Raw genomic sequence first — 21,724 nt, forward strand, 5'->3', positions numbered from 1 at the left:
CAATAAGAACCCCAAATTTAGAACACTAAAATGCTAGTAGAATTTAATACATTACCCAATGCTTCACGCATTTGGATTTATCAAGGTAGCCGCAGCTTTACCGAAACAGAACTAGAAGAAATTCAGAAAGAGTTGGATGCGTTCATTACCGAGTGGACGGCTCACGGCAGTCAACTAAAGGCCGGATACGAAATTAAATATAGGAGATTTATAGTATTGGCTTTAGATCAGAGTGCTACAGCGGCATCAGGTTGTTCTATTGATGCATCTGTACATTTTATTCAACATTTAGAAAAAAAATACAATGTTGAGCTGTTGGATAAGATGAATGTTTCCTATAAGCAAGGAGAGCATATAGCCTACAAGCCTCTTGTGGATTTTAAAAAGATGGCAAAGCAAAAAGCGGTCTCAAAAAACACCATTGTTTTCAATAATCTAGTTACCAACAAAGAGGAATATCAGGAACATTGGGAGGTGCCGGCATCGGAAAGTTGGCATTCCCGTTTTATGTAATAATACTATTTTTTTATTTTCTGAGGTATTGATTTCATTATATATATCGGATGAAATGCAATATTCCTTTTAGTTTTTAGTTATTGCCATAGATCTATTTTATAATGCGGTTTTTCCCTGTTTTTTCCTTTCTTTTTTTCGTATTTCTGAGTGTCAGTGCCCAGCAACATCCTTTGGTAACCAAAGATAGTTTGGCGCAGAGCAATTGGGTAGATGCGCGCTACAATGAAATGACCTTGGATCAAAAGCTGGGGCAACTTTTTATGGTTATGGTAGCTTCGGACCAAGCAAAATCTAGTACGGACAAGATAAAAAGCCTCATTAAGGAACAGCAAATAGGAGGGGTTATATTTTCCACCGGAGGTCCAATTAGACAGGCAAAACTTACCAATGAATTTCAATCTGTAGCAAAGGTACCCCTTATGGTGGGTATGGATGCGGAATGGGGTTTGGCCATGCGGTTGGATTCTACCTATGCTTTTCCTTGGAACATGACCTTAGGGGCTATTACGGATAACACCATTGTTTATAAGGTAGGTGAGCGAATAGGGCAACATGCCAAGCGCTTAGGTGTCCATATTAATTTTGCTCCTGATGTAGATATCAATACAAATCCACAAAACCCAATAATAGGTAACCGTTCTTTTGGTGAAGATCGAGAAAATGTAGCCGAAAAAGGTATTGCCTTTATGAAAGGTATGGAAAGTGCAGGAGTACTTTCTAGTGGAAAGCACTTTCCGGGGCATGGAGATACGGCTACGGATTCACATAAAGCTCTTCCTATCATCAATTTTACAAGAGAACGTTTGGATAGTGTAGAACTATATCCGTTTAGAAGATTGATAGATGAGGGTCTAAGTAGCGTAATGGTGGCACATTTAGAAGTTCCGGCCTTGGAATTGAAAAAAGAGCTTCCTTCTTCACTGTCGGAACAAATTATTTCTGGTTTGCTCAAAGAAGAAATGTGCTTTGAAGGTCTGGTTTTTACCGATGCCCTTAACATGAAAGGCGTAACCAACCACGGTAAGGACGGTGATGCTGAAGTAGCTGCGTTTATGGCGGGGAATGACATTCTATTAATGCCTACAGAGGTGGCAAAAGCCAAAGAAAAACTAACAAAAGCATATAATAAAGGGAAAATTTCCGAAGAAAGATTGGCTAGTTCGGTAAAGAAAATTCTAATGGCCAAATACAAAGTGGGACTCAACAACTACGAACCCATTCAATTAGAGAATTTATATGAGGATTTAAATTCTAGAACGGATGATTTGGTCTATGAAGAGGCTATTGAAAAGGCACTTACTGTTGTAAAGAACAACTTTTACCTAATGGGCATAAAGCAACTGGAGAATAAAAAGATTGCTTATGTAAAGTTTGGCGATGCGGATAGCGACCCATTTGTTGAAGAACTGAACAAGTATGCTAAGGTTACTCAGGTAAATGCGAGCGATATTGGTACGCTAAAGAACAAACTTAAAGATTACAACTTGGTGATTATTGGTCATCATAAGAGCAATGAAAGTCCTTGGAAAGCCTATAAATTTTCAAAAAAAGAACTGCAATGGTTGAAGGAGATAGCCGAAGAAAGGACTTCCAACCTCATTCTATCTGTATTTGCTAAGCCCTATGCACTCTTAGATGTACCTTCTTTTAAAAGTATAGACGCGGTGTTGGTAGCATATCAAAATAGTGAATTGGCACAGCGTAAGGCCGCTCAAGCGATTTTTGGTGCTATTCCTACGGATGGAAAGCTTCCTGTTACAGCAAACCAAGATTTTCCTGTTAATACTCAGGTGAAGTTAAAGTCTCTGTTACGGTTAGGATATAGTTACCCGGAAAGAGTAGGTTTTGATGCCGCTAAACTGGCCCAAGTAGATACTTTGGTAGGGCATGGAATTGATTCGTTAATGTTTCCCGGGGCTCAGGTCTTGATTGCCCGCAAAGGGAAGGTTGTTTACAATAAAGGTTTTGGAAAGCCTACCTATGATTCCAAGGATAGTATTACCACTCAGAGTATTTTTGACTTGGCATCCATCACTAAAATTTTAGGAACACTTCCTATGATTATGAAAATGGAAGAAGAGGGAGATATTAAACTTAATAGTACATTTCAAGATTTAATCCCGGAGTACGCAGATACGGAATTAAAAAATGTTACCGTATTAAAAGCTTTGTCCCATTACGGGCGCCTTCCGGCATGGATTGCCTTCTATGTAGATACGCTTGATAAAAACCGAAAGCCCTCAAAGGAGTTCTATAGAACGGAACCAACAAATGGTTTTTCGTATAAGGTAACGGACAAGTTGTATTTGACCGATGCTTATAACGATTCAATTTATAATAGGATCGGGCGTCAAGATTTAAAATCCAATCGGTACCGATATAGTGATGTAGGATATTACGTCATGAAAAAATACGTGGAAAAAGTAGGCGGGAAAAGGTTAGATGAGCAAGTAGATAAGTTTCTGTATCAACCTATAGGTGCGACAAGTACGGCATATAATCCACTTGAGAAATTTCCAAAAAATAGGATTGTGCCATCTGAAGAAGATAAGTATTACCGCTATGAAACCGTTCAGGGCTATGTTCATGATATGGGCGCTGCCATGCAAGGTGGTGTAGGAGGCCATGCAGGCCTTTTTAGCAATGCGGAAGATGTAGCTAAGATTATGCAAATGTACTTGCAGAACGGTATGTATGGGGGAACCAGGTTCTTGGACGCCCGTACCGTGAAAAAATTCAATACCTGTTATTTCTGTGATGAAAATGTGAGACGGGGTGTAGGTTTTGATAAACCCCAACTAAAAGATAGCGGACCTACTTGTGGATGCGTTTCAAGGAAAAGTTTTGGACATAGCGGTTTTACGGGTACGTACACTTGGGCCGATCCTGAGGAAGAGATTGTTTATGTGTTCTTATCCAATAGAACATACCCGTCTTCATCCAATACACTTTTGATAAAATCAGGGTTAAGAACCAGGATTCAACAGGTTATCTATGATGCCATTCTAAATTAAATCAATCTTTTTTTCATGTAGTACTTCACTGTTAATCAATTTCTCAATTGATAAACAGCGCGTTTCGTGTGTAATCTAGAGGCAGGTTTGAAATTTAGAACAACTTATACCGACATACTTTATAGATTTAGCTAAATTTGACTAATGAAAATAGCAATAGTTTGTTACCCTACTTTTGGGGGCAGCGGTGTAGTAGCCACAGAACTGGGTATAGCTTTGGCCAATAGAGGTCATGAAGTTCATTTTGTAACCTATAAGCAACCGGTTCGTTTGGGGCTTTTGGGCAACAAGATTTATTTTCATGAGGTTCATGTGCCAGAATATCCTCTATTTAAATATCAGCCTTATGAACTGGCCTTATCAAGTAAATTGGTAGATACTATAAAGCTTCATAAGATAGACCTTCTTCATGTGCACTATGCAATACCACATGCGTATGCGGGTTACATGGCAAAAAAGATGTTGGAGGAAGAAGGCGTATACGTGCCTATGATTACCACACTGCATGGTACGGATATTACTTTGGTTGGTAAGCATCCGTTCTATAAACCAGCGGTTACCTTTAGCATCAATCAATCGGATGTTGTTACTTCGGTTTCAGAAAACCTGAAACAAAACACCATGGAAATTTTTGATATAAAAAAGGAAATAGAGGTTGTACCCAATTTTATAGATAAATCAAATTACAGCACATCTTTTACAGACTGTCAGCGTTCTTTAATGGCAGAGGATGATGAGCGGATTATTACCCACATCAGCAACTTTAGAAAGGTAAAATGTATTCCTGATGTAATTGAGATTTTTGACCGGGTACAGAAAGAAATTCCGGCCAAATTGGTAATGGTGGGAGAAGGTCCTGAAAAAGAAAATGCGGAAAGGTTATGTGAGGAAAAAGGAATTTCCGATAGGGTGATATTTTTAGGAAATAGTAATGAGATAGACCGGATACTGTGTTTTTCAGATTTATTTTTATTACCATCCGAGTCGGAGAGTTTTGGATTGGCCGCTCTGGAAGCCATGATAAATAAAGTACCTGTTATTTCCAGTAATGCTGGTGGTATACCAGAGGTTAATGAACATGGAATTACCGGTTTCTTAAGTGATGTTGGCGATGTTGTGGATATGGCTAAGAATGCCGTAAGTATTTTAAAGGACGATGCAACTTTGGAAACATTCAAGAAAAATGCCGTTATTTCTGCTGAGCGTTTTGATATAATGAAGGTTCTACCTTTGTACGAAGCCCTTTATGAAAAGGCATATAAGGCAAGATTTGATAAATCGTATAGTTAGTATGAAATCCGTTCTCTTAATTTTTTTAGTCTTGTTTTCAACCTGTAAAGTACAGGAGAAGAGGGCGGAGAATGATAGAGAATTACAAACCTTAACCCAAGCCCGATTGCAACTTATAGAAAGTGATAATTATAGCGGTACGGACCAAGAAGAATTCTTGGTGGTTACAGATATGAAAACTTTGCAGAAGTTTTATTCAACGGTTAACAGAACAAGGAAACCAGGGTTACCGGTCCCTCAAGTAGATTTTTCAAAGGAGGTTTTGGTTATTTATTGTGCGGGAAAGAGGGAAAACTCCTTTCAACCTAGGTTGTTCGTTGAAAATGAGACCGAAGGCCAGCTTGTTTTAAAAGTTGAAAACATTACCGGTAACGATAAAACATCAACTTCTATAATCACACCGTTCTCCGTGTACAAATTACCACTTACACAGAAAAATATCCTCTTACAACAATAACGTTAAGGGCTGTTAAGAATATTATAATTACAGCAGACCATCGAATTTTGTTACCGTTCAAAGTGTATTGTAGTCTTATTGGTTTGATAGTCATTACTTTGTAGTTAGAACACCCAAATCTAATTGCTATGAAAACCTATACGTATTATATAGTGGCTATGCTATGCGCTTCGGTCAATTTGCTACAGGCACAAGAAGAACTTCAACTCACCAAAAAAGATAGTATTGTAAAAAGCTCATGGATGTTTGGCATTGGCTACAACATTGTGGATGATTCTGGTGATGTTTTTGACGAGCTCTTTTCATTTGGCGAGCAGTGGAACGTACTTTCTTATCCATCTAGGGTAAGCATAGGCAGATATTTTAAAAGTGGAATAGGAGTAGAGGCTATTGGTAGCTATAATAAATATAAGATAGGTAAGTTTATTGATGGAGAAACAAACCTTGAAGAATCTCACTACTATGGGCTGGATGCAAGATTAACTTATGATCTTAATAAAATTATAGGACAAACGGGCTGGTTTGACCCCTACTTGGGTGTTGGTGCTGGCTATACAGATGCGAACAATCAGCCAAGGGGAACTTATAATGCGGTTGTAGGCTTTAGAACTTGGTTTTCCGATAGAATTGGACTTGATTTTAGTTCATCAGGAAAGTGGTCGGCCAATAATGATCAGGCCACCAATCATTTGCAACATGCCGCGGGAGTAGTGTATCAATTTGGAATAGAAAAGGGGTTATCCAAAAAAGGAGAAGAGAAATTGGCCCTAATGGAAGAGTTGGCCCAAAAGCTTCAAAAAGAAAAAGATTCTCTTGCTGCCGTTGAGCAACGGGAAAGAGAACAGGCTGCTATAGCCGCTCGCCTGGCGAAAGAAAAAGAAGAGGCACGTTTGGCTGCTGCAGAAAAAGCCAAATTGGAGGCAGAGAACCAACGTAAAGCAAAAATAAAAGCAGAAATTGATGATTTAGGTTTTGCTTACTTTGACTTGAATTCATCCTACTTAAATGCAAAATCGAAAAAAGTATTGGATGGGTTAACGGCTATTCTGGAAAAACATCCGAAATTGGAATTGGAAATTACTTCCCATACGGATTCTAGAGGTGCATCAAAATATAATGACTGGTTATCCCAAAGAAGGGTAGATAGAACCAAAGCCTACCTTTTGAAGAAGGGCGTTGAAGCTAGTAGACTTTCTGCCGAAGCTTATGGTGAAAGCAATTTGTTGAACGAATGTGATGATACTACGTACTGTAGTGAAGAAAAGCACCAAATAAACAGACGTTCAGAATTTATAATTTCTAAATTTTAATTACTAAGAGATTAAGCCTTTCTTAAGCCATTTTCTCTTGGCCCAAAAGTTGAACTTAATATAGTAGTAGGATAAATTTACCGGCCAAGAAAGCCAATAGAAGCCTTTGTAGTACAAGAAGGGTTTTATCTTTACCAAGTATCTAAAAACCTTTTCAGGTGATTTTATAAAGGTTTTGATAAGACCTATTTTGGAAATAGTTATTTGGTTGGGGTCGTATTCTAGACCAACTTTATTTTCTCCTACGTTTTGGTAGAACCCCTTAGTAATTTGTTTTATGAAATTAAGCTTCTTTCTGTTGGTGAATATACCAGTTCGTAAAGCCATATCCGTTATATACTCCTGGGTTACTTGCTCTGAGTAATCTATAGGACGAAGTTCTGTAAAAAGATTTTTAAATTCTGTGTACATGTAATCTTGAATAGGAGAAATAAATTTATCGAAAACCATTTTCTCATTGGGTTCATGGTATTCAACGGTTGGGGACTCTCCTTCTTCTGCAAACTTATAGGCTAATGTACTGCCATGTGGTGCAGCTAACAATTGTTCGTAAAGTTGTCCGTTTGCCATTAGGATATCATCATAGAAATCTTGGCTAGGATATATGGAGAAATTCAAACCAAATCTTTTGGTGTCCTTTTCTATATTATATATTTCTTTTAAACCTAAGTAGTACCCGGTTACCGGTGTTTTCTTATTTAGGAACTTGTAAATACTCTCTTGCATGGTTCCTCCCCAACCAACATCAACTAGGGCAAGGCCATCTTTTTCATAATTGGCTCCAAAAGATTTTAGATACGTTAAAAATGCAGTTTTTTGTAAATTTCTATTTTTCTCGTAGGCAATTTGAAAAGCTTCGTTTTCTCTAAGAAGTGCCATAGTGGGCGATTTAAAGAAGTCCGTTATGGTCTCGTCCTTAGAGGCGGGTATGTCTTTGGTAATGTTGTTCTTGGTAGTGTCCGAAAAAGGAAACCAATCAAGAAAATGCTGTAAGGACATATCTCCAAACTTCCTTAATAGCTCTTCAAAATCTTCGTTTTCCAAAGGTCGCAAGGCCAATTGGGTGGCGGATTGTCTTGAAGCCTTTAGATAATGTGTGTTTATCTTTTCTTCACATTTAAACAAGTTCATTTCTTGATAACAATCAAACAATTGTTTTAGAAAATGACCTTCTCTGGCGAGGAAAAATAGTTCTTTGATCCCATTTCTTCTGGCATTGATATAGAGTCTTTCCGTAAAGAAATAGAAATGGATTATATATTCACTAAATTTATGTTCACTATTTAAACATCTTGATTTAATAAGGTTACAGGCCTTTCTAAAATCATTTTTATCAGATCCTAAAAGATTACGTTTGTTCCTGAATTTATGCGAAAAATGTTTTAAATGTAAGGAGTCAATAGCATATTTGGAGGCGTTTATATCATCACTTTTTTTATTGTCTCCAATCATCAATACAGATTTAGCTTCTGTATTGGTCTTATCAAGTACATATGGGTATAATCCACCTTTTTCTTTACTAAGTCCTACGGTACTTGATATAAATACAGCATCAAAGAGGTCTGCAATTTTATGATGCTCTAGTATTCTTAAAATTACCCTTTTGGAAAGGTAAAAGTCTGATAGTAAATATATTTTATATCCTTTCTGTTTATAATACGAAAGAATTTCAATAAGCTCGTCATTTTTAAACTGAACGGATATTTCCGCAATATAATCTGCGTTTTCAAATAGGTTTTTGAATCTAGCGAATGGAACATCATGTAGATTCTCTGAATTGATAAGTCTTCTGTAGACTTCTTCAATAACCTCTTTGTATTTTATCTCCAGTGTAGACCGGTGTTGCTTTTTCCCGAGGTACAATAATGATTCGTTACGTATTGTAAAGAGTTTTTCGGAAGAAAGTTTCATACCAAGCTCCCGGACCATAAATTTGCCCCATAAGCGTAAAGCATAGTTGGGGTGTACAGTACGATGAACTAGTGTATCAAAGAAGTCTGTAAAAAGAACTTCCCGATTTGGAAACCGCGAAATTCTACGCTTCAGGTCTATCAAGGGGGATCAGTTAAAATAATTTAATTAACTTCTAATTGACAGATCTAACGGATAAATAGAAGAAAAATTATTGGGGATCTATGATAAATAGAAAGAATAATATCTTCTTTCAATTCTGCGAACCAAACTTTTAGGGTCGACTTTTGGGAACTTTTATTTAATTCAGCCACGATGTTCTCGTTTACGGGGTTTAACTGCGAATATATACGACGAAGTGTAGTGTCTGGACGTTTTTTAAGAAAATATTAAGAAAATATTCGATGAACGGCAGAACCGGTTTTAAAAAGCCGGTTTTTTCTCTAATTTGTTTTAAAAAGATGATGAAAATGCAGTATTGGAGAGCACCGTTTTGCTGTTTTTTCCTATAACCAAGTAAGAATCAGATTGGTCTAAAATTGAGTAAACGTTAATTTCCGACTCTTTTTCGTCGCTCTCATAAAGAAAATCGTAAATATTCCTTCTTAAAAAATCGAATTCGCTGCTCTTAAAATTTATGGATTCAATATTCTTGATTTCCGTATGAAAAGGTATATTGGTGTGTTTAATTTTAGGCAATTCACTATTTAATTCCTGAGAGTTTTTTCTTTTGGATTGGTAATCGTGGTATTTTTCGATCAATCCTTTTTCGCGTACATATTGCTTCAGGGCTTTCAATAAATAGTATGATGAAGCTTTTAATCTTCCTATCAATGATTTTTTTAAAAAGAAAATTTCATATTGGTAATCGTAAACAGTATTGCACCAACGTCTTTTCCAATAAAAATCGCCTTTAGAAAAAGTTATAAGTTTTATTTTGTTAGAAATACACCATTCTATTTGTTTCATTAAGTCCGTATACCCTGTATTAAATTTTGAATAATCAATGTCATAGGTTCTTATATATTGAAAGATTACGTCTTTCATGTGAAAGTTAAGACAAATATCAATTGGCATTTTTCCGTTATAGATAACATAGAACGAAGCCTTTTTGTCTAAAATCATTTGGTAAACATGTGCTCTATAAAAGTCTTGTGTAGCTAGGTTAATATTGTCTTTGATTCCTTTTTCTAATGAACGTAGCTCTAATAGGCGGTAAAACTCGTCCATTAAAAAATCGTATTCCGGTTTTTCAATAGCACCAAAATACATTTGATACCTAATGTCAAAACACTGTTCCAGTTTCTTTTGTTCCCGACGTAGTTTATAACGACTGGTTTTTCCGAACCTCTCATTAAGGTAGTTCGGGAGCGATTTTACGTTTTTAAAATTGATAAGAAAACCGGGATACTGCTTTATACTTAAACACCCTATTTCTTTAGGAAGTACATCTTTTTTTACCGTAAAATAAGTAGGAATATCCTCCACAACAAAAGATGAAGCTGGTAGTTGAAATTTTTCTTCTTTAGAATTGGTAAAGACTAGTTCTTGTGTATAGCAGTTCAGTAAGCTTTTGTAATAAGAGGGCAAAGACTCTTTTGTGTATGCGCTAAAGAAAAAGTTTAATGAATTCATATGTGTGATTAGCGGGTGCTTACTCAGCCGTATTTGGTAAAGGCTTGGATGATTTAGCTTTCTTCAGATAGTTAGCTAACTCTTTTGCAATTAAGGCTCTCCCATGTGAGTTCCAGTGATGGTCATAGATAAGAGTAGTGGGTTTCTTTGAGCTTTCAAAACTAATAGAGAAATCAATATAACGTATGTCATTATCACGACAAAAAGCTAAAAAACGCTCACTGGTTTTTCTGCTGTCCAAAAGTAAGCTGGTTTTACCCTTGTCAAAACCATATAGTTTTATAAGATTTTTGAAATTGGCAATCCGTTCTTGATCTTCTTTTAATTTTGCTTCTTCACTGTCTTTTAGCTCGTTGGTTTGATACCCTTTATCGGTTTCATTAAAAGCTACACCGCGTTGTGCGAGTTTTTTTAGCGGTTCTACAATCCCAATTTTGCTTCCGTAGGCCAATAGCTTAATGTTGTCCCTTATTTTAAACAATGTAGAGGACAACATTTTTATTCGGTCTTTGTTTGGCTCATATTCTGCGCGGCCCAAATCGTTATCGTAATTCAAGTATAGAACAATTTGGTCTATAAGTTTAAAATCATCTTGATAGGCATACACAAGATGCATTTGATTGGCAAAATCATAACCCGCATATCCATACTCATAAACTTGTACGCCATTAGTCTGGTTTTCTATTTGTTTACCTATGGAGTTGGTAAAATCTTGATGAAAACCCTCAATAAAGGAGTCTCCAATTAGTGCCATTTCATATGTATCCGTAGATGGTGTAAATTCCCTAAAGGAATTAAAACCGGCTTTATTAATGTGGAATTTCGAGAAATTTTGATTTCTATTTCCAGTAACAGCATACCCGTCATGGTCAGGTACTCGCTTTTCAACGCCGTATTCATCTATAAAACGAGGAGGGTCTTCAGTATATAAATGGAATACCCTAACAATTACTTCCAATACAAGAATAATCAATAGAATATATACTATAGTTTTTAGAACAAATTTTTTCATCCCAACTAAAATTGAAAATAGATAAACGAACGGTTTACACCATCATCATAGAATAATAATATACTCAAAACTACCAGGGTATACAATAAGAACCGGACGACAGGCGAACTGAATTTAAATGGGGACCTCTCATCCTTTCTTATCAGATATTCATAAATAGTGAAAAGGGCAATCAATACATAAAAGTCCAGCATTCTATAGCCCATAGGGTGCATATAGGGTTCGTAGCGAAAGTTATTGCCTATCTGCTTTATGAAATCAAAAGAGGAGGATAGGGAAGGGGACCTAAAAAATATTCTGGAAAAAGTAACCAGAAAGAAAGTTAAAAGTACTTGGCCTATTTCCGTAATACTAGGTAACCAGGTACGTTCTGCAATAACATTATCTGCGTACACCCGATTTCTTCCCATTAAAAATACGGGAATGTAGAGTAGAGCATGAATACCGCCCCAAAAAACAAATGTCCAATTTGCACCATGCCAAAGGCCACTTACCAGGAAAATAACCGCAATGTTCCGTAATGATTTTAGTTTGCTTACCCGTGAACCTCCCATGGGAATGTACAGGTAATGCCTGAACCATGTACTTAATGAAATGTGCCATCTTTGCCAGTATTCCGCAATGTTCCTAGAGAAGTTTGGAAACTTGAAGTTAGACATTAGTTCTACACCAAAAAGTTTTGCGGTGCCAATAGCAATATCTGTATAACCACTAAAATCACCATATACCTGAAAACTAAAAAGCGATACCCCAAGGATAAGGGTAGAGGCCGGGTAATCTGGGTAATTGGTAAAAATGTCGTCTACTATAGGAGCGAGAGAATCGGCTATGACTAGCTTTTTAAAGAACCCCCATAGAATTAATTTAAGCCCACTAGTAGCTTGTTCGTAGTTAAAAACCCGGCGTGTATTAATTTGGTTCAATAAATTTGACGCCCTTTCAATTGGTCCTGCCACAAGTTGAGGAAAGAAAGCTACAAAGGCGGCAAAAGAAACGAAATTGGTAGTAGGCTTCAGTTTTTTATAGTAAATGTCAAACGAGTAGGACATGGTTTGGAAAGTGTAAAAAGATATCCCTACAGGTAGGATAATACGGAGTGTCCAAACACTTTTAATATTATAGCCTAGTGCATTTACAGACTCTATAAAGGAGTCAACAAAGAAGTTGAAATACTTAAAAAAGCCTAATAGTCCTAGGTTAAAAGCTACACTTACCCATAACCAATATTTGGCTTTTTGCTTGTTGTCCTGATATTTGAAAATTTGTTGACCAACGAAAAAATCTAGAACGGTGCTAAGAAATATTAAAATGAGAAAGCGCCAATCCCACCAGCCATAAAAGACATAACTGGCTACAATTACCAATAAATTTTGAATTTTCAGGCTCTTTTTGAACACGAACCAGTACAGTACAAAGACCACTGGAAGAAAAATCAAAAAATCAAGCGAATTAAACAGCACTGTTATTTAATGTTTATTGAGTTAATATCAATTTTGTTCAATATTTACAATGGTTGAACTAGTATTGCCTTTGCTTTTTTTGCTTGGCCTATAAAGTAATACTGTTTTGCATTGTCTCTATACACTTTTAAGTCTTTTGAACATTCATCATTAAGATATAAGAACTCAAAAGCCAATGATTTTAGTATATGGTTTTCCGCAGCTTTTAAGTCAATTTCGGTTAAATCATTTTGGTGCGGCTCCTCGGAAATAGCTTCAAATTTGAACGCGGTCTGCGTTGTTGATACTTCTGTTTTTCTGCTCTTAAGCTTATAAGTTAGTCTATGTAATCTTTCGTTTACATTTTTCTCACGCAACTTCTGCTTTAAATCAAAAAAGGACTTTAGTCCCCGAGCCAATGTTTTAGCCAATATAGATGAGGAGTCATAAAAAATATGGTATTCAAAATCGTATGTTTTGTTGGACCATCTAGTTTTATAATCAAAATATCCTTTTGAGAAATCAAAAATCTTAATTTTTTCAGTTAGGCAATATTCAATTAGTTTCATAATAGTGACTGAGCCTAAATGGAATTTGGCATAATCAATATCAAAAACGGTAATGGCATCAAAAAGTACGGTATCGGAATGGTAGTTTAAAGTAACTCCAATGGGAGTATTTCCATCATAAATAACGAACAAAGAAGCCTTGTTTTCCAGAATTAAGGGATAAGCAACATCATAATAAAACTGCCATTCTTCAGGATTGAGGTTATTATTTGTTATTTGTTTATCGTTAAAGCGCTTAGTAAGTAATTCTTTAAATGAAACAAAAACTGCATCGTACTCATCTTTAGTGATTTCACCAAAGTACATTTTATAAGTAATATCAAAACAGGCTTCAAAGCGCTTTTTGTATTTATTCAATTTGTATCTGCTACTCTTACTGAAAGTAGCAAGCATATACTCGTTGAAGTTGCTATACTCTTCTAAATTTATTGCAAAACCAGGATATTGCTTTGAGCTTTGAAACTTGAGTTTTGAGTCAACAGCAATGCTTATATCATTATTAAAATATGCTGGAACATCATAAATAAGAAAGACCTTATTTTTATAACCCTTACCATGTGTACTTTCTATACTGTAATTCATGCCCTTGGTTAGGGTTTTTCCGGAATTAATGTATAAAGGCAAGTAGCTTGAGCCATAAAAACCAATATTCTTAAAGCAATCAAAGCTCAGTGGTTTCTTATTTTGGTTAAAGTGTTTAGACCAAACGGAAACGTAGGTATCTGAAAGAAAGGGATTATTTTTTATCAAAACAGATTAAGATTAATGAGATTTGGGCATTTGGCGATACGCTGGAAAAAAATTGCTTTCACCATCATTTGTGCTGTCGCATAGCTGCTCTTCCCGCTTTTTAACCAAGTCTTTGTAGACTTTAGGATTTACAATCCATTTCCAAAATTTAGCCGGTCTGTGATTTTTGGAAAAAGTGGATTTAAAAGCGAATAAAGAATCACTTTTAACACCTTTTCCACCGCCAAGATTAAAAAACTTGTAGTTTTCCTCAGTGGCATCAATACGCATAGTATCAATAATCAGTTTTATGGCATTAAGGTTCACATACTCTTCCTTATAGCCGGATAAATGATATTGAACAATCTCATCAGTTTTAATAAACATGGCGCCGCCTATAACTTCTTGGGTTTCATCTATAACGCATAGTAAAAGTTCTGTTTTAAAGAATGAACTTAACATGAGCTGATAAAAATAGCGGTCATTGAAAAAATAACTTTCATCCGCATTTACCCTACGCATGTTTTCGTAATAGATATCCATAAAGGTCCGAATATCTTCTTCAGAAGTACCTTTTCTGACAGAACATACTTTTCTGCTTTTGTTGATGTAAGTCTTTAAGCGACTACTGTATTGTTGGCGCTGTATATCCAAGGGTAGGGTAAGGTCTATATAGACGACTTCTCCAGGACTTGAAATATCTCCAATATTGGCAAGAATCTCTTCTTGATGGTCTATATAAGGATGAAGTCTAGAAAAAACGGAAACTATTTTTTGCTCAATAAAAAGCTTCTGTAATTCAATTTTAAACGTGGTATTTTCAAAGTTAAGGCTTTTGGTACTGCAGAGTGGTCCAGCATAACCATAGACGGAAGTAACATCTTTATAGCATGTCCCTTCAATATCTCTTAGCATTAAAGGTATAATAATACTGGCCCCATCTTCTTCATAGTGAATTAGAATAGGTGTCTCGTCTTCGTTTTTTGAAAGGTAATGATAGTGGTAGGTATGGTAAAAGTCACAGTGGTCGACCATTTTCATGAGATCGTTCCATTCATTCCTTTCGGTTACAATTTCAATCATTAATGCAGGTTAAATGCTTGAGGTAGAGGTAATCTTAAACCTCAGGTTAGTGTTGGATTTCATTGTTGAGATTTCTCAATAGAATTTAACCGTAAAGCAAAATTTTGATTACTGATGTGGTGTTGGTTAGCAAATAACTTTTTCTTGAAGCCATTTGATTGTATTTAATTGATACTCAGTTACAAATTATCTAATGTAAACCTATTTTCGCATGGTGTAAAGATGAGTAAAATAGTATTATAAAATTACTGCTTTAAGGAGGATTTTCAAAAAAATAGGATAGTTAACTTTTATTCAAAAAATAAGGTGATAATTGCTTTATGTTACGGCGATATCTCCAATTTTTTCTATAAAAACTTTAGGAAGATGGGTTTCGGTAAAATAGCGATAGCCATCACTATGAATGTTTAAGCCATTGTCAATCAACCCAATACTGTCCCATCCTAAAAAATTAGGAGCTATAAAATCTTTCCTTACATTATCCGCTACATAGCAGTAATTATGATTTGCAAAGGTTTTTTCTATTTCTAAGTAGTTGTTTTTATCAGGTTTTTCCGAGCCCAACTCTTCAGAAATAATTATTTTATCAAAGTAAGTTTCAATACCTAACGCTAAAAGCTTAGCTCTTTGGGTTTTGCTGCGCCCATCCGTAATTATAGCCAATTTTCCTCTCTTGTCTTTAATTGACTGTAGTAAAGGAAGAACCCCTGAAAATGGTTGTATAGTAGGATTGTGATTCCGGTAAAGGTTTATGAGAGCTTCCTTTTTGATATTATAAGTAGTTGCTAAATGTTCAAATACGTTTTCTTTATTTCTGTACATAGAGAACATTTGTGCAAATAGAGACCTCCATTTTTTGAAATCCAATTCTTGGGCAATTGCACAATAGGCCGACCTGAGGAAGTCAATTTCATTATAGAGTGTATCGTCTAAATCAAAAACGATAACTGTTTTTTCATCAACCTTTATATCCATGAACTAGAATTTCATCATCGTATCGTATCATAAGCAAATCATTTTCCCAACAATCAAAGTCTTCCTCAATATGTTTACCTTGAGTAAATTCCTCAATAATCCATTTTGGATAATTGGCTCCTGATAAATAGGATAGGGGGTAGCCACCACCAAATCTCGGGTTAATTTCTATAGCCCTCACCTTATCTTCTGTATTATGAACAAAAAATTGAGCAGTAAGACATCCAACAGCACCATTAACCTGGGCTAAATTCTTCTTAATGTAATCAACCAAGAGATTCTTAACGGTCAAAGCTTTATAAACTTCGCCATCTCTAACTTCAATCCGTTTACGAGGAACTACGCATTTTAGTTTGTTATCTTTTCCATAATATAAATCGCAGGTGAATTCGTCATAAAAGTCATGGTCAAGGTACTCCAAGAACATGAGCTTATCATTTTCAAAATGATAGGAGGTCAAATCTTTTTCCTCCTTTATAAGATAAGTGTCTACACTACGACTACCGTCTATTGGCTTAATGAATAAGGGCAGTTCATAATTATTTTTTGAAAACTCTTTGGCTACCGCAACATTATGTTCCTCAAAAAACTTATGAATTTGTCTTTTATCCCTGCATTTGCCCACAAAATCAGATGAAGCTACTACAGGAGTAACCCCGTTTTTTTCTAAAAGAAGCCTATTTTGGGCGAGAGGTAGTAATTCTGTATCTATGGTTGGAATCAATAACTCAATATTCCTATCTCTACATTCTTTTATGAGAACATCAAAATAGTCAGGGTGTGTAACAAAAGGTACTTTAAAATAACCGTCGGCTATTTGGCAGGCTCCGGATAAAGTTGGATCGGCATCTGAAGCATATACCTTTGCACTAGGATATATTTTTTTAAGTTCCTTTTGAAAAGCTCTGACAAGAGAAACGCGTCTGCCCGCAGAAGATATGAGAATGTTCATTGTGTTAAGGTGTAAAAAGATCGGAACATCTTTATGAATGGATTAATCAAAGGTTTTCTATTAAATACGAAAACCAAGCAAGAATAGCCTATTCCGTGATAATCTTCTCCTATGAATTTTTTTAATGGGTAAGCATCTATTTTTTCGAAGTCTGATAACATTGCCGGAATCTCCGAAACTGATATATCTGACTTCATTAAGCGTACCATAAGGAAAAAAACAAACGATTGCTGTCTGGTCTTTAACCGTTTAATGCATGCTTGGGCATTTTCATGCTCCTTAGGAACAGTTGCTATTAACTTATCAAATACATGAGCGGCATTGGCGTTGTCATAAATCACTTTATTGTAATGTTCCGGGCTCTTATTTCGCATTGCCGAAGTTGGTAAAATGCGGTATCTATGTACGTCTAAATTGGTATGCGCCATTCTTTTGGCCTGGCAAAACAGCTCGGCAGTGAGTATGGCATCTTCCATCCATTTGCCTTCAATAAAACGGATCCCCGTATTCTTTATGAACTCTCTTTTTATAAGGTACCACCAGATTTCATTTTGGTGTTTCCTATGGGCCAAATAAGATATACCATCTTCAATAGTAAGATCGTTTAATTTACTGCCCAGGTTTTCGGAAACAGGATATTTTTTTTCTACAACAGACTTTGTTCTAAATGTAAGGATATCCAAACTATGATCTGAAGCTAATTTTAATAGCACCGGTAAAGTGTTTTCCGCTACATAATCATCTGGGTCCAAAAAATAAATATATTGGCCGTGTGCCAAGTCGTAACCTGAATTACGAGCGGCCCCAACCCCAGCATTTTTTTTATCTATGACCTTTATATGGTCATTTTTTTTGGCATAGTCCATGGCAATTTCAAGCGTTTTGTCCTTGGACTCATCATTTACAATAATGATTTCATACTCTTCAGGGAGCAGGCTTTGCTTCATTAGGCTATCTACACATTCGGGCAGATAGAGTTCCATGTTGTAGCAGGGGATGATTATACTTAACTTCATACTTTACTGTTTCCTGTAAAAACTTCCATAGTTGCGCTTGAATCTGAACTAATTCCATCACTCTTGATAACCTTTTGGATAGTTAGAAAAACAATTTTTAAATCTAACCAAAACGAGCGGTTTTCAACGTACCAAACATCATATTCAAATTTTTTGTCCCAAGAAATCGCGTTTCTTCCATTTACTTGGGCCCAACCGGTAATACCCGGTCTTACTAAATGCCTTTTTTTTTGCATGTCATTATACAGGGGGAGGTAAGATACCAATAATGGCCTTGGGCCTATAAGGCTCATTTCACCTTTTAGAACATTAAGTAACTGGGGTAATTCATCAAGAGAAGTTTTTCTAATGAACCTGCCAATAGGTGTCAGTCTTACTTCATCAGGAAGAAAGTTGCCATTTTCGTCTTTTTTGTCGTTCATAGTCTTGAATTTAAAGATTTTAAAAATCTTCTCGTTTTTTCCCGGTCTTTTTTGAACAAAGAAAACGTCTCCTTGATTGGAGACGGCTAAGAACACGATGACAAATACGATTATTGGACCGGCTACCATTAAACCGAATAGCGCTATAAAAAAGTCCAAAACCCGTTTTATAAAATGTTTGTACATACTGGTTAAATATTCCTACGGCAAATTAACTATAATATTTTCTTTTTCATTGATCCAGATAGACCAATTACGGTTTTTATGGTTGTAGGGGGATATTCGGATTTTTCTTTCATGCTAAGCAGAAGACCAGAACTTTTTTTAATACCGTTAGAGCTTTTATAGCTGTTTTTCAATAATATTAAAAATATGGCTGTTAATTAGATTCACATCAAATTTATTTTCGGCTAATTTTCTGCTTTCTTGACCCATAATTTCAATTTGTCCTGGGTTGTCCAAAAAGTATTTCATAGCGTCAACAAGAGGTTTTTCTTCTTTGGGGGCAATTAAAAAACCATTTTTGCCCTCAACAACAGTTTCTTTACAACCAGGCTGCATGGTGGTGATGATGGGCATACCACTTGATAAAGCCTCTAGGATAGAGCGGGGTACGCCCTCTCTATAGTAAGTAGGCAATACAAAAATGTCTAATTCTGAAATAGATTTTGCTACATTGGTGGATTTACCATGATATACTATGGTCCCATTTCTGTCTAGTTCTTCAAGTTCTTTTTTTGAGACGGCAGAACTACTGTTTTCAGGAGGTTCGCCAATGATATGAAATTCTGAATTAGGATAATGGGGTTTTAATTCTCGCGCCCCGTTCATAAGAAGTTCAACCCCTTTTTCCTTCATTAACCTGGCTACAAGTACAAACTTAACAGCACTACTTGAGGAATGCCTTCTTGGTTTAAAGGAAAATTTGTCTAGGTTGATACCGGAACCGTTAACTACATGTAAAGATTGATTCCTTGCAACAATTTTATGGTTTTTGAAAAGTTCAAGATCGTCCGAATTTTGAAAAATAACGGCTTTGTTGGATTTTAAGGCTTTTCTATATAGAAACTCTGTTACGGACTGCAAAACTTTAGCCTTCGTGGTTACCCTGCTAAAAGTAAATCCGAGACCTGTAATTAGCGAAATTACAGGAATGCCAAGTTTCTTGGCAGCAAATGAGCCATAGATAACGGGTTTAATAGTGTACGGAAAAAGTACGTCTATTTTATGTGTTACCATTATAGTTTTCAGTTCCTTAATGGTATTATAATCGCTTAGCGGGTTTAAGCCGGTTCTTTGTAAGTTGAACGGTACAGGAATACCACCCAATTCGTGAACCATTTTTAATGTATTTTCATCAAAGTCGGGTCCGCCACAGTATACCTTAAAGCCTTTAGTTAATAAGTGCTTTATAAGGTCTCCTCTAAAATTGCTTAAAGAAAAGGAAGCGGAGCAGAGGATGAGTATATTTTTTGACATGCTTTTTAATCAAAGTGACTTATAGGTGAAAGTGTACCATTTCTGAAAACAGTAATAGGACCAGACGATAAAAGTATTATCTTTTTTTCCACTTAGATGATCTTGTACAATATTACGGATATATTCAACGTTAAAAATGTTTTGATTTTCTAAAAAACTTCTTTCAATATAAGATTGCATTTCTTTGCGTAAACTAGAACGAAGCCAATCTCCAACAGGAGATCCAAAACCTTGTTTCCCTTTGTTTAGGAAATCATCAGGGAAATCACTTTTAAATGCCTCTTTAAGAATGTGCTTTTTGTCCCAACCTTTCATTAAAAATTTTTCAGGAAGGCTGTTTGCGAAATGCCATAGTTTCTTGTTTAAAAACGGAGCACGACATTCAATGGAATTTAACATACTTGTGCGGTCTACTTTGGCTAACATTCCTCCTTCCAAACTTAAGGTTTTGTCTACAAATCTAAAATCAGTAAGGCTACTAGGATTTTCAATATTGATTTTATCCTTATACTCTTTAAACAAATCTTTAACGACTAATTCTTTTTTAATCAGATATTGAAGCTGTTTTTCTGTATTAGCAAGGGATATAATATCCCAATAATATTGCCCATTGTAATCAACAGTATTTAGCATTTTTCTGATTTGAAACCTTTTTCCCCTCCTGTCATCTTTATTCATTAGCATAGGAGTGATATTGTTCAAAATCATTTTATGCACTGTCTCAGGAATAATCGATGTATATTTTCTGTTGATTTTACCAACATAATATTTGTTGTATCCTCCGAAAATCTCATCTCCTCCATCTCCGGTAAGAGCTACTTTGACATGATTGCTGGTCTTTTGGGAAACTAAATAGGTGGGAAGAGCTGCCGTATCGGAAAAAGGTTCGTCAAAATTTAATAAGATTTCATGAATATTATTTTTTAAATCATTTTCGCCGATAACGAACTCGTGATGTTTACTATTGATTTGTTTTGCAACAATTTGAGATTTATCGGTTTCGTCATAATTGGCTTTCTCAAAACCAATTGAAAAGGTATTGATACGACTCTCGCTCATTCTGGATAAACAGAGGGAGACAATTGAACTGTCTACGCCGCCTGATAGAAAAGTCCCTATGGGGACATCCGAAACAGCTCTACTTTCGACACTCTCAGTAACCAAATTTTTAGTAGCTGTCTTAGCTGTTTTAAAGTCAATGTTTTCTTTGGCACTGTTGAATTCTGGCTCTATTTGATGAATTTTATATTCTTTTTCTAAAAGATTAAATTCCAAATAATGATTGGCTTCAAGTTTATATATAGAATCATAAATGGTATGGGGAGCCGGGATGTAGGTGAGTCGGAGGAAGTGATTTAGTCCAGGAATGGAAATTGCTGGTTTTGATTTGATGACGGAAAGTAAAGATTTTAACTCCGAGCCCCAGATAAATTTTTCTTCAATGAAAGAATAGTACAAAGGTTTTTCACCAAAGAAATCTCTAGCAATAAAGACTTTGTTTTGTTTTTTATCAAAAATGCTAAAACCAAACATGCCGTCTAGCTTTTTAAAAGACGCAGCTCCTTCTAGTTCATAAAGTTTTAGAATTACTTCGGTATCACTGTTCGTTTTGAAATGGATGCCTTTTGCGGTTAGTTGCGCTCTGATTTGCCGGTAGTTATATATTTCACCGTTAAAAACAATTACTATTTTTTTATCATCGCTGTAAATGGGTTGTTTACCTGATTCAAGGTCAATTATCGAAAGCCTGCGCATTCCTAAAGCTATACTGTAGTCACTGTTTTGCTCGATAAACGTGCCATCGTCATCGGGCCCACGATGAACGATTAAATCATTCATTGTTGTTATATCTGATTTTAATTTACCAGGTTCAATAGGGAGTGTATATATGAAACCATTAATTCCGCACATAATA

Annotated in this window: 17 protein-coding genes; 5 read left to right on the plus strand and 12 right to left on the minus strand. The window is 35.8% G+C overall.

Features of this window, described 5'->3' with window-relative positions:
- Positions 1–30: 30 nt before the first annotated feature.
- The 5 genes from H9565_RS12060 to H9565_RS12080 all read left to right on the plus strand — a co-directional run bounded on the left by H9565_RS12060 (position 31) and on the right by H9565_RS12080 (position 6,587).
- Positions 31–513 (plus strand): ABC transporter ATPase, encoded by a 483-nt coding sequence (locus H9565_RS12060; RefSeq protein WP_215439951.1) that lies wholly within the window; start codon positions 31–33, stop codon positions 511–513.
- 104 nt (positions 514–617) lie between these two features.
- Positions 618–3,530, plus strand: a complete 2,913-nt coding sequence (locus tag H9565_RS12065) for a glycoside hydrolase family 3 N-terminal domain-containing protein (protein WP_215439952.1) — start codon at positions 618–620, stop codon at positions 3,528–3,530.
- 144 nt (positions 3,531–3,674) lie between these two features.
- Complete coding sequence (gene bshA / locus H9565_RS12070; RefSeq protein ID WP_215439954.1) at positions 3,675–4,820, plus strand: N-acetyl-alpha-D-glucosaminyl L-malate synthase BshA; 1,146 nt, start codon at positions 3,675–3,677, stop codon at positions 4,818–4,820.
- A 1-nt stretch (position 4,821) separates the two neighbouring features.
- Positions 4,822–5,277 (plus strand): hypothetical protein, encoded by a 456-nt coding sequence (locus H9565_RS12075; protein ID WP_215439956.1) that lies wholly within the window; start codon positions 4,822–4,824, stop codon positions 5,275–5,277.
- Between the two features lie 128 nt (positions 5,278–5,405).
- Entirely contained in the window at positions 5,406–6,587 is a 1,182-nt protein-coding gene (locus tag H9565_RS12080) for an OmpA family protein (RefSeq protein WP_215439958.1), read from the plus strand.
- A gap of 3 nt (positions 6,588–6,590) precedes the next feature.
- Here the strand turns inward: H9565_RS12080 and H9565_RS12085 are convergent, their stop codons facing one another.
- The 12 genes from H9565_RS12085 to asnB all read right to left on the minus strand — a co-directional run bounded on the left by H9565_RS12085 (position 6,591) and on the right by asnB (position 21,720).
- Entirely contained in the window at positions 6,591–8,642 is a 2,052-nt protein-coding gene (locus H9565_RS12085; protein ID WP_215439960.1) for an HAD family hydrolase, read from the minus strand.
- Positions 8,643–8,951: 309 nt separating this feature from the next.
- Positions 8,952–10,133 (minus strand): GNAT family N-acetyltransferase, encoded by a 1,182-nt coding sequence (locus tag H9565_RS12090; RefSeq protein ID WP_215439962.1) that lies wholly within the window; start codon positions 10,131–10,133, stop codon positions 8,952–8,954.
- Between the two features lie 19 nt (positions 10,134–10,152).
- Entirely contained in the window at positions 10,153–11,145 is a 993-nt protein-coding gene (locus H9565_RS12095; protein ID WP_215439964.1) for a hypothetical protein, read from the minus strand.
- 5 nt (positions 11,146–11,150) lie between these two features.
- Entirely contained in the window at positions 11,151–12,581 is a 1,431-nt protein-coding gene (locus tag H9565_RS12100; protein WP_246560577.1) for an MBOAT family O-acyltransferase, read from the minus strand.
- Positions 12,582–12,649: 68 nt separating this feature from the next.
- A complete protein-coding gene (locus H9565_RS12105) occupies positions 12,650–13,735 on the minus strand; it encodes a GNAT family N-acetyltransferase (RefSeq protein ID WP_215439968.1) in 1,086 nt (361 codons plus the stop codon).
- A gap of 180 nt (positions 13,736–13,915) precedes the next feature.
- Positions 13,916–14,965, minus strand: a complete 1,050-nt coding sequence (locus H9565_RS12110; RefSeq protein ID WP_215439970.1) for a peptidoglycan bridge formation glycyltransferase FemA/FemB family protein — start codon at positions 14,963–14,965, stop codon at positions 13,916–13,918.
- Between the two features lie 318 nt (positions 14,966–15,283).
- Positions 15,284–15,940 carry an HAD family hydrolase gene (locus H9565_RS12115; protein ID WP_215439971.1) on the minus strand — a complete coding sequence of 219 codons (657 nt, stop codon included), beginning with the start codon at positions 15,938–15,940 and terminating at the stop codon, positions 15,284–15,286.
- Positions 15,924–16,892 carry an ATP-grasp domain-containing protein gene (locus tag H9565_RS12120; protein WP_215439973.1) on the minus strand — a complete coding sequence of 323 codons (969 nt, stop codon included), beginning with the start codon at positions 16,890–16,892 and terminating at the stop codon, positions 15,924–15,926. The genes H9565_RS12115 and H9565_RS12120 overlap by 17 nt, the downstream gene beginning before the upstream one ends.
- Positions 16,889–17,908: a glycosyltransferase gene (locus tag H9565_RS12125; protein WP_215439974.1), complete on the minus strand. Its 1,020-nt coding sequence runs from the start codon at positions 17,906–17,908 to the stop codon at positions 16,889–16,891. The genes H9565_RS12120 and H9565_RS12125 overlap by 4 nt, the downstream gene beginning before the upstream one ends.
- Complete coding sequence (locus H9565_RS12130) at positions 17,905–18,516, minus strand: sugar transferase (protein WP_215439976.1); 612 nt, start codon at positions 18,514–18,516, stop codon at positions 17,905–17,907. Before H9565_RS12130 ends, H9565_RS12125 begins: the two co-directional genes overlap by 4 nt.
- 156 nt (positions 18,517–18,672) lie before the next feature.
- The gene (locus H9565_RS12135; RefSeq protein ID WP_215439978.1) at positions 18,673–19,809 is read right to left on the minus strand and encodes a glycosyltransferase family 4 protein; all 1,137 of its coding nucleotides are present in this window, start codon (positions 19,807–19,809) and stop codon (positions 18,673–18,675) included.
- A gap of 9 nt (positions 19,810–19,818) precedes the next feature.
- The gene (gene asnB, locus H9565_RS12140; protein WP_215439980.1) at positions 19,819–21,720 is read right to left on the minus strand and encodes an asparagine synthase (glutamine-hydrolyzing); all 1,902 of its coding nucleotides are present in this window, start codon (positions 21,718–21,720) and stop codon (positions 19,819–19,821) included.
- Between the last annotated feature and the right edge of the window lie 4 nt (positions 21,721–21,724).

This window comes from Zobellia russellii, assembly GCF_018728565.1.
Lineage (GTDB): Bacteria > Bacteroidota > Bacteroidia > Flavobacteriales > Flavobacteriaceae > Zobellia > Zobellia russellii.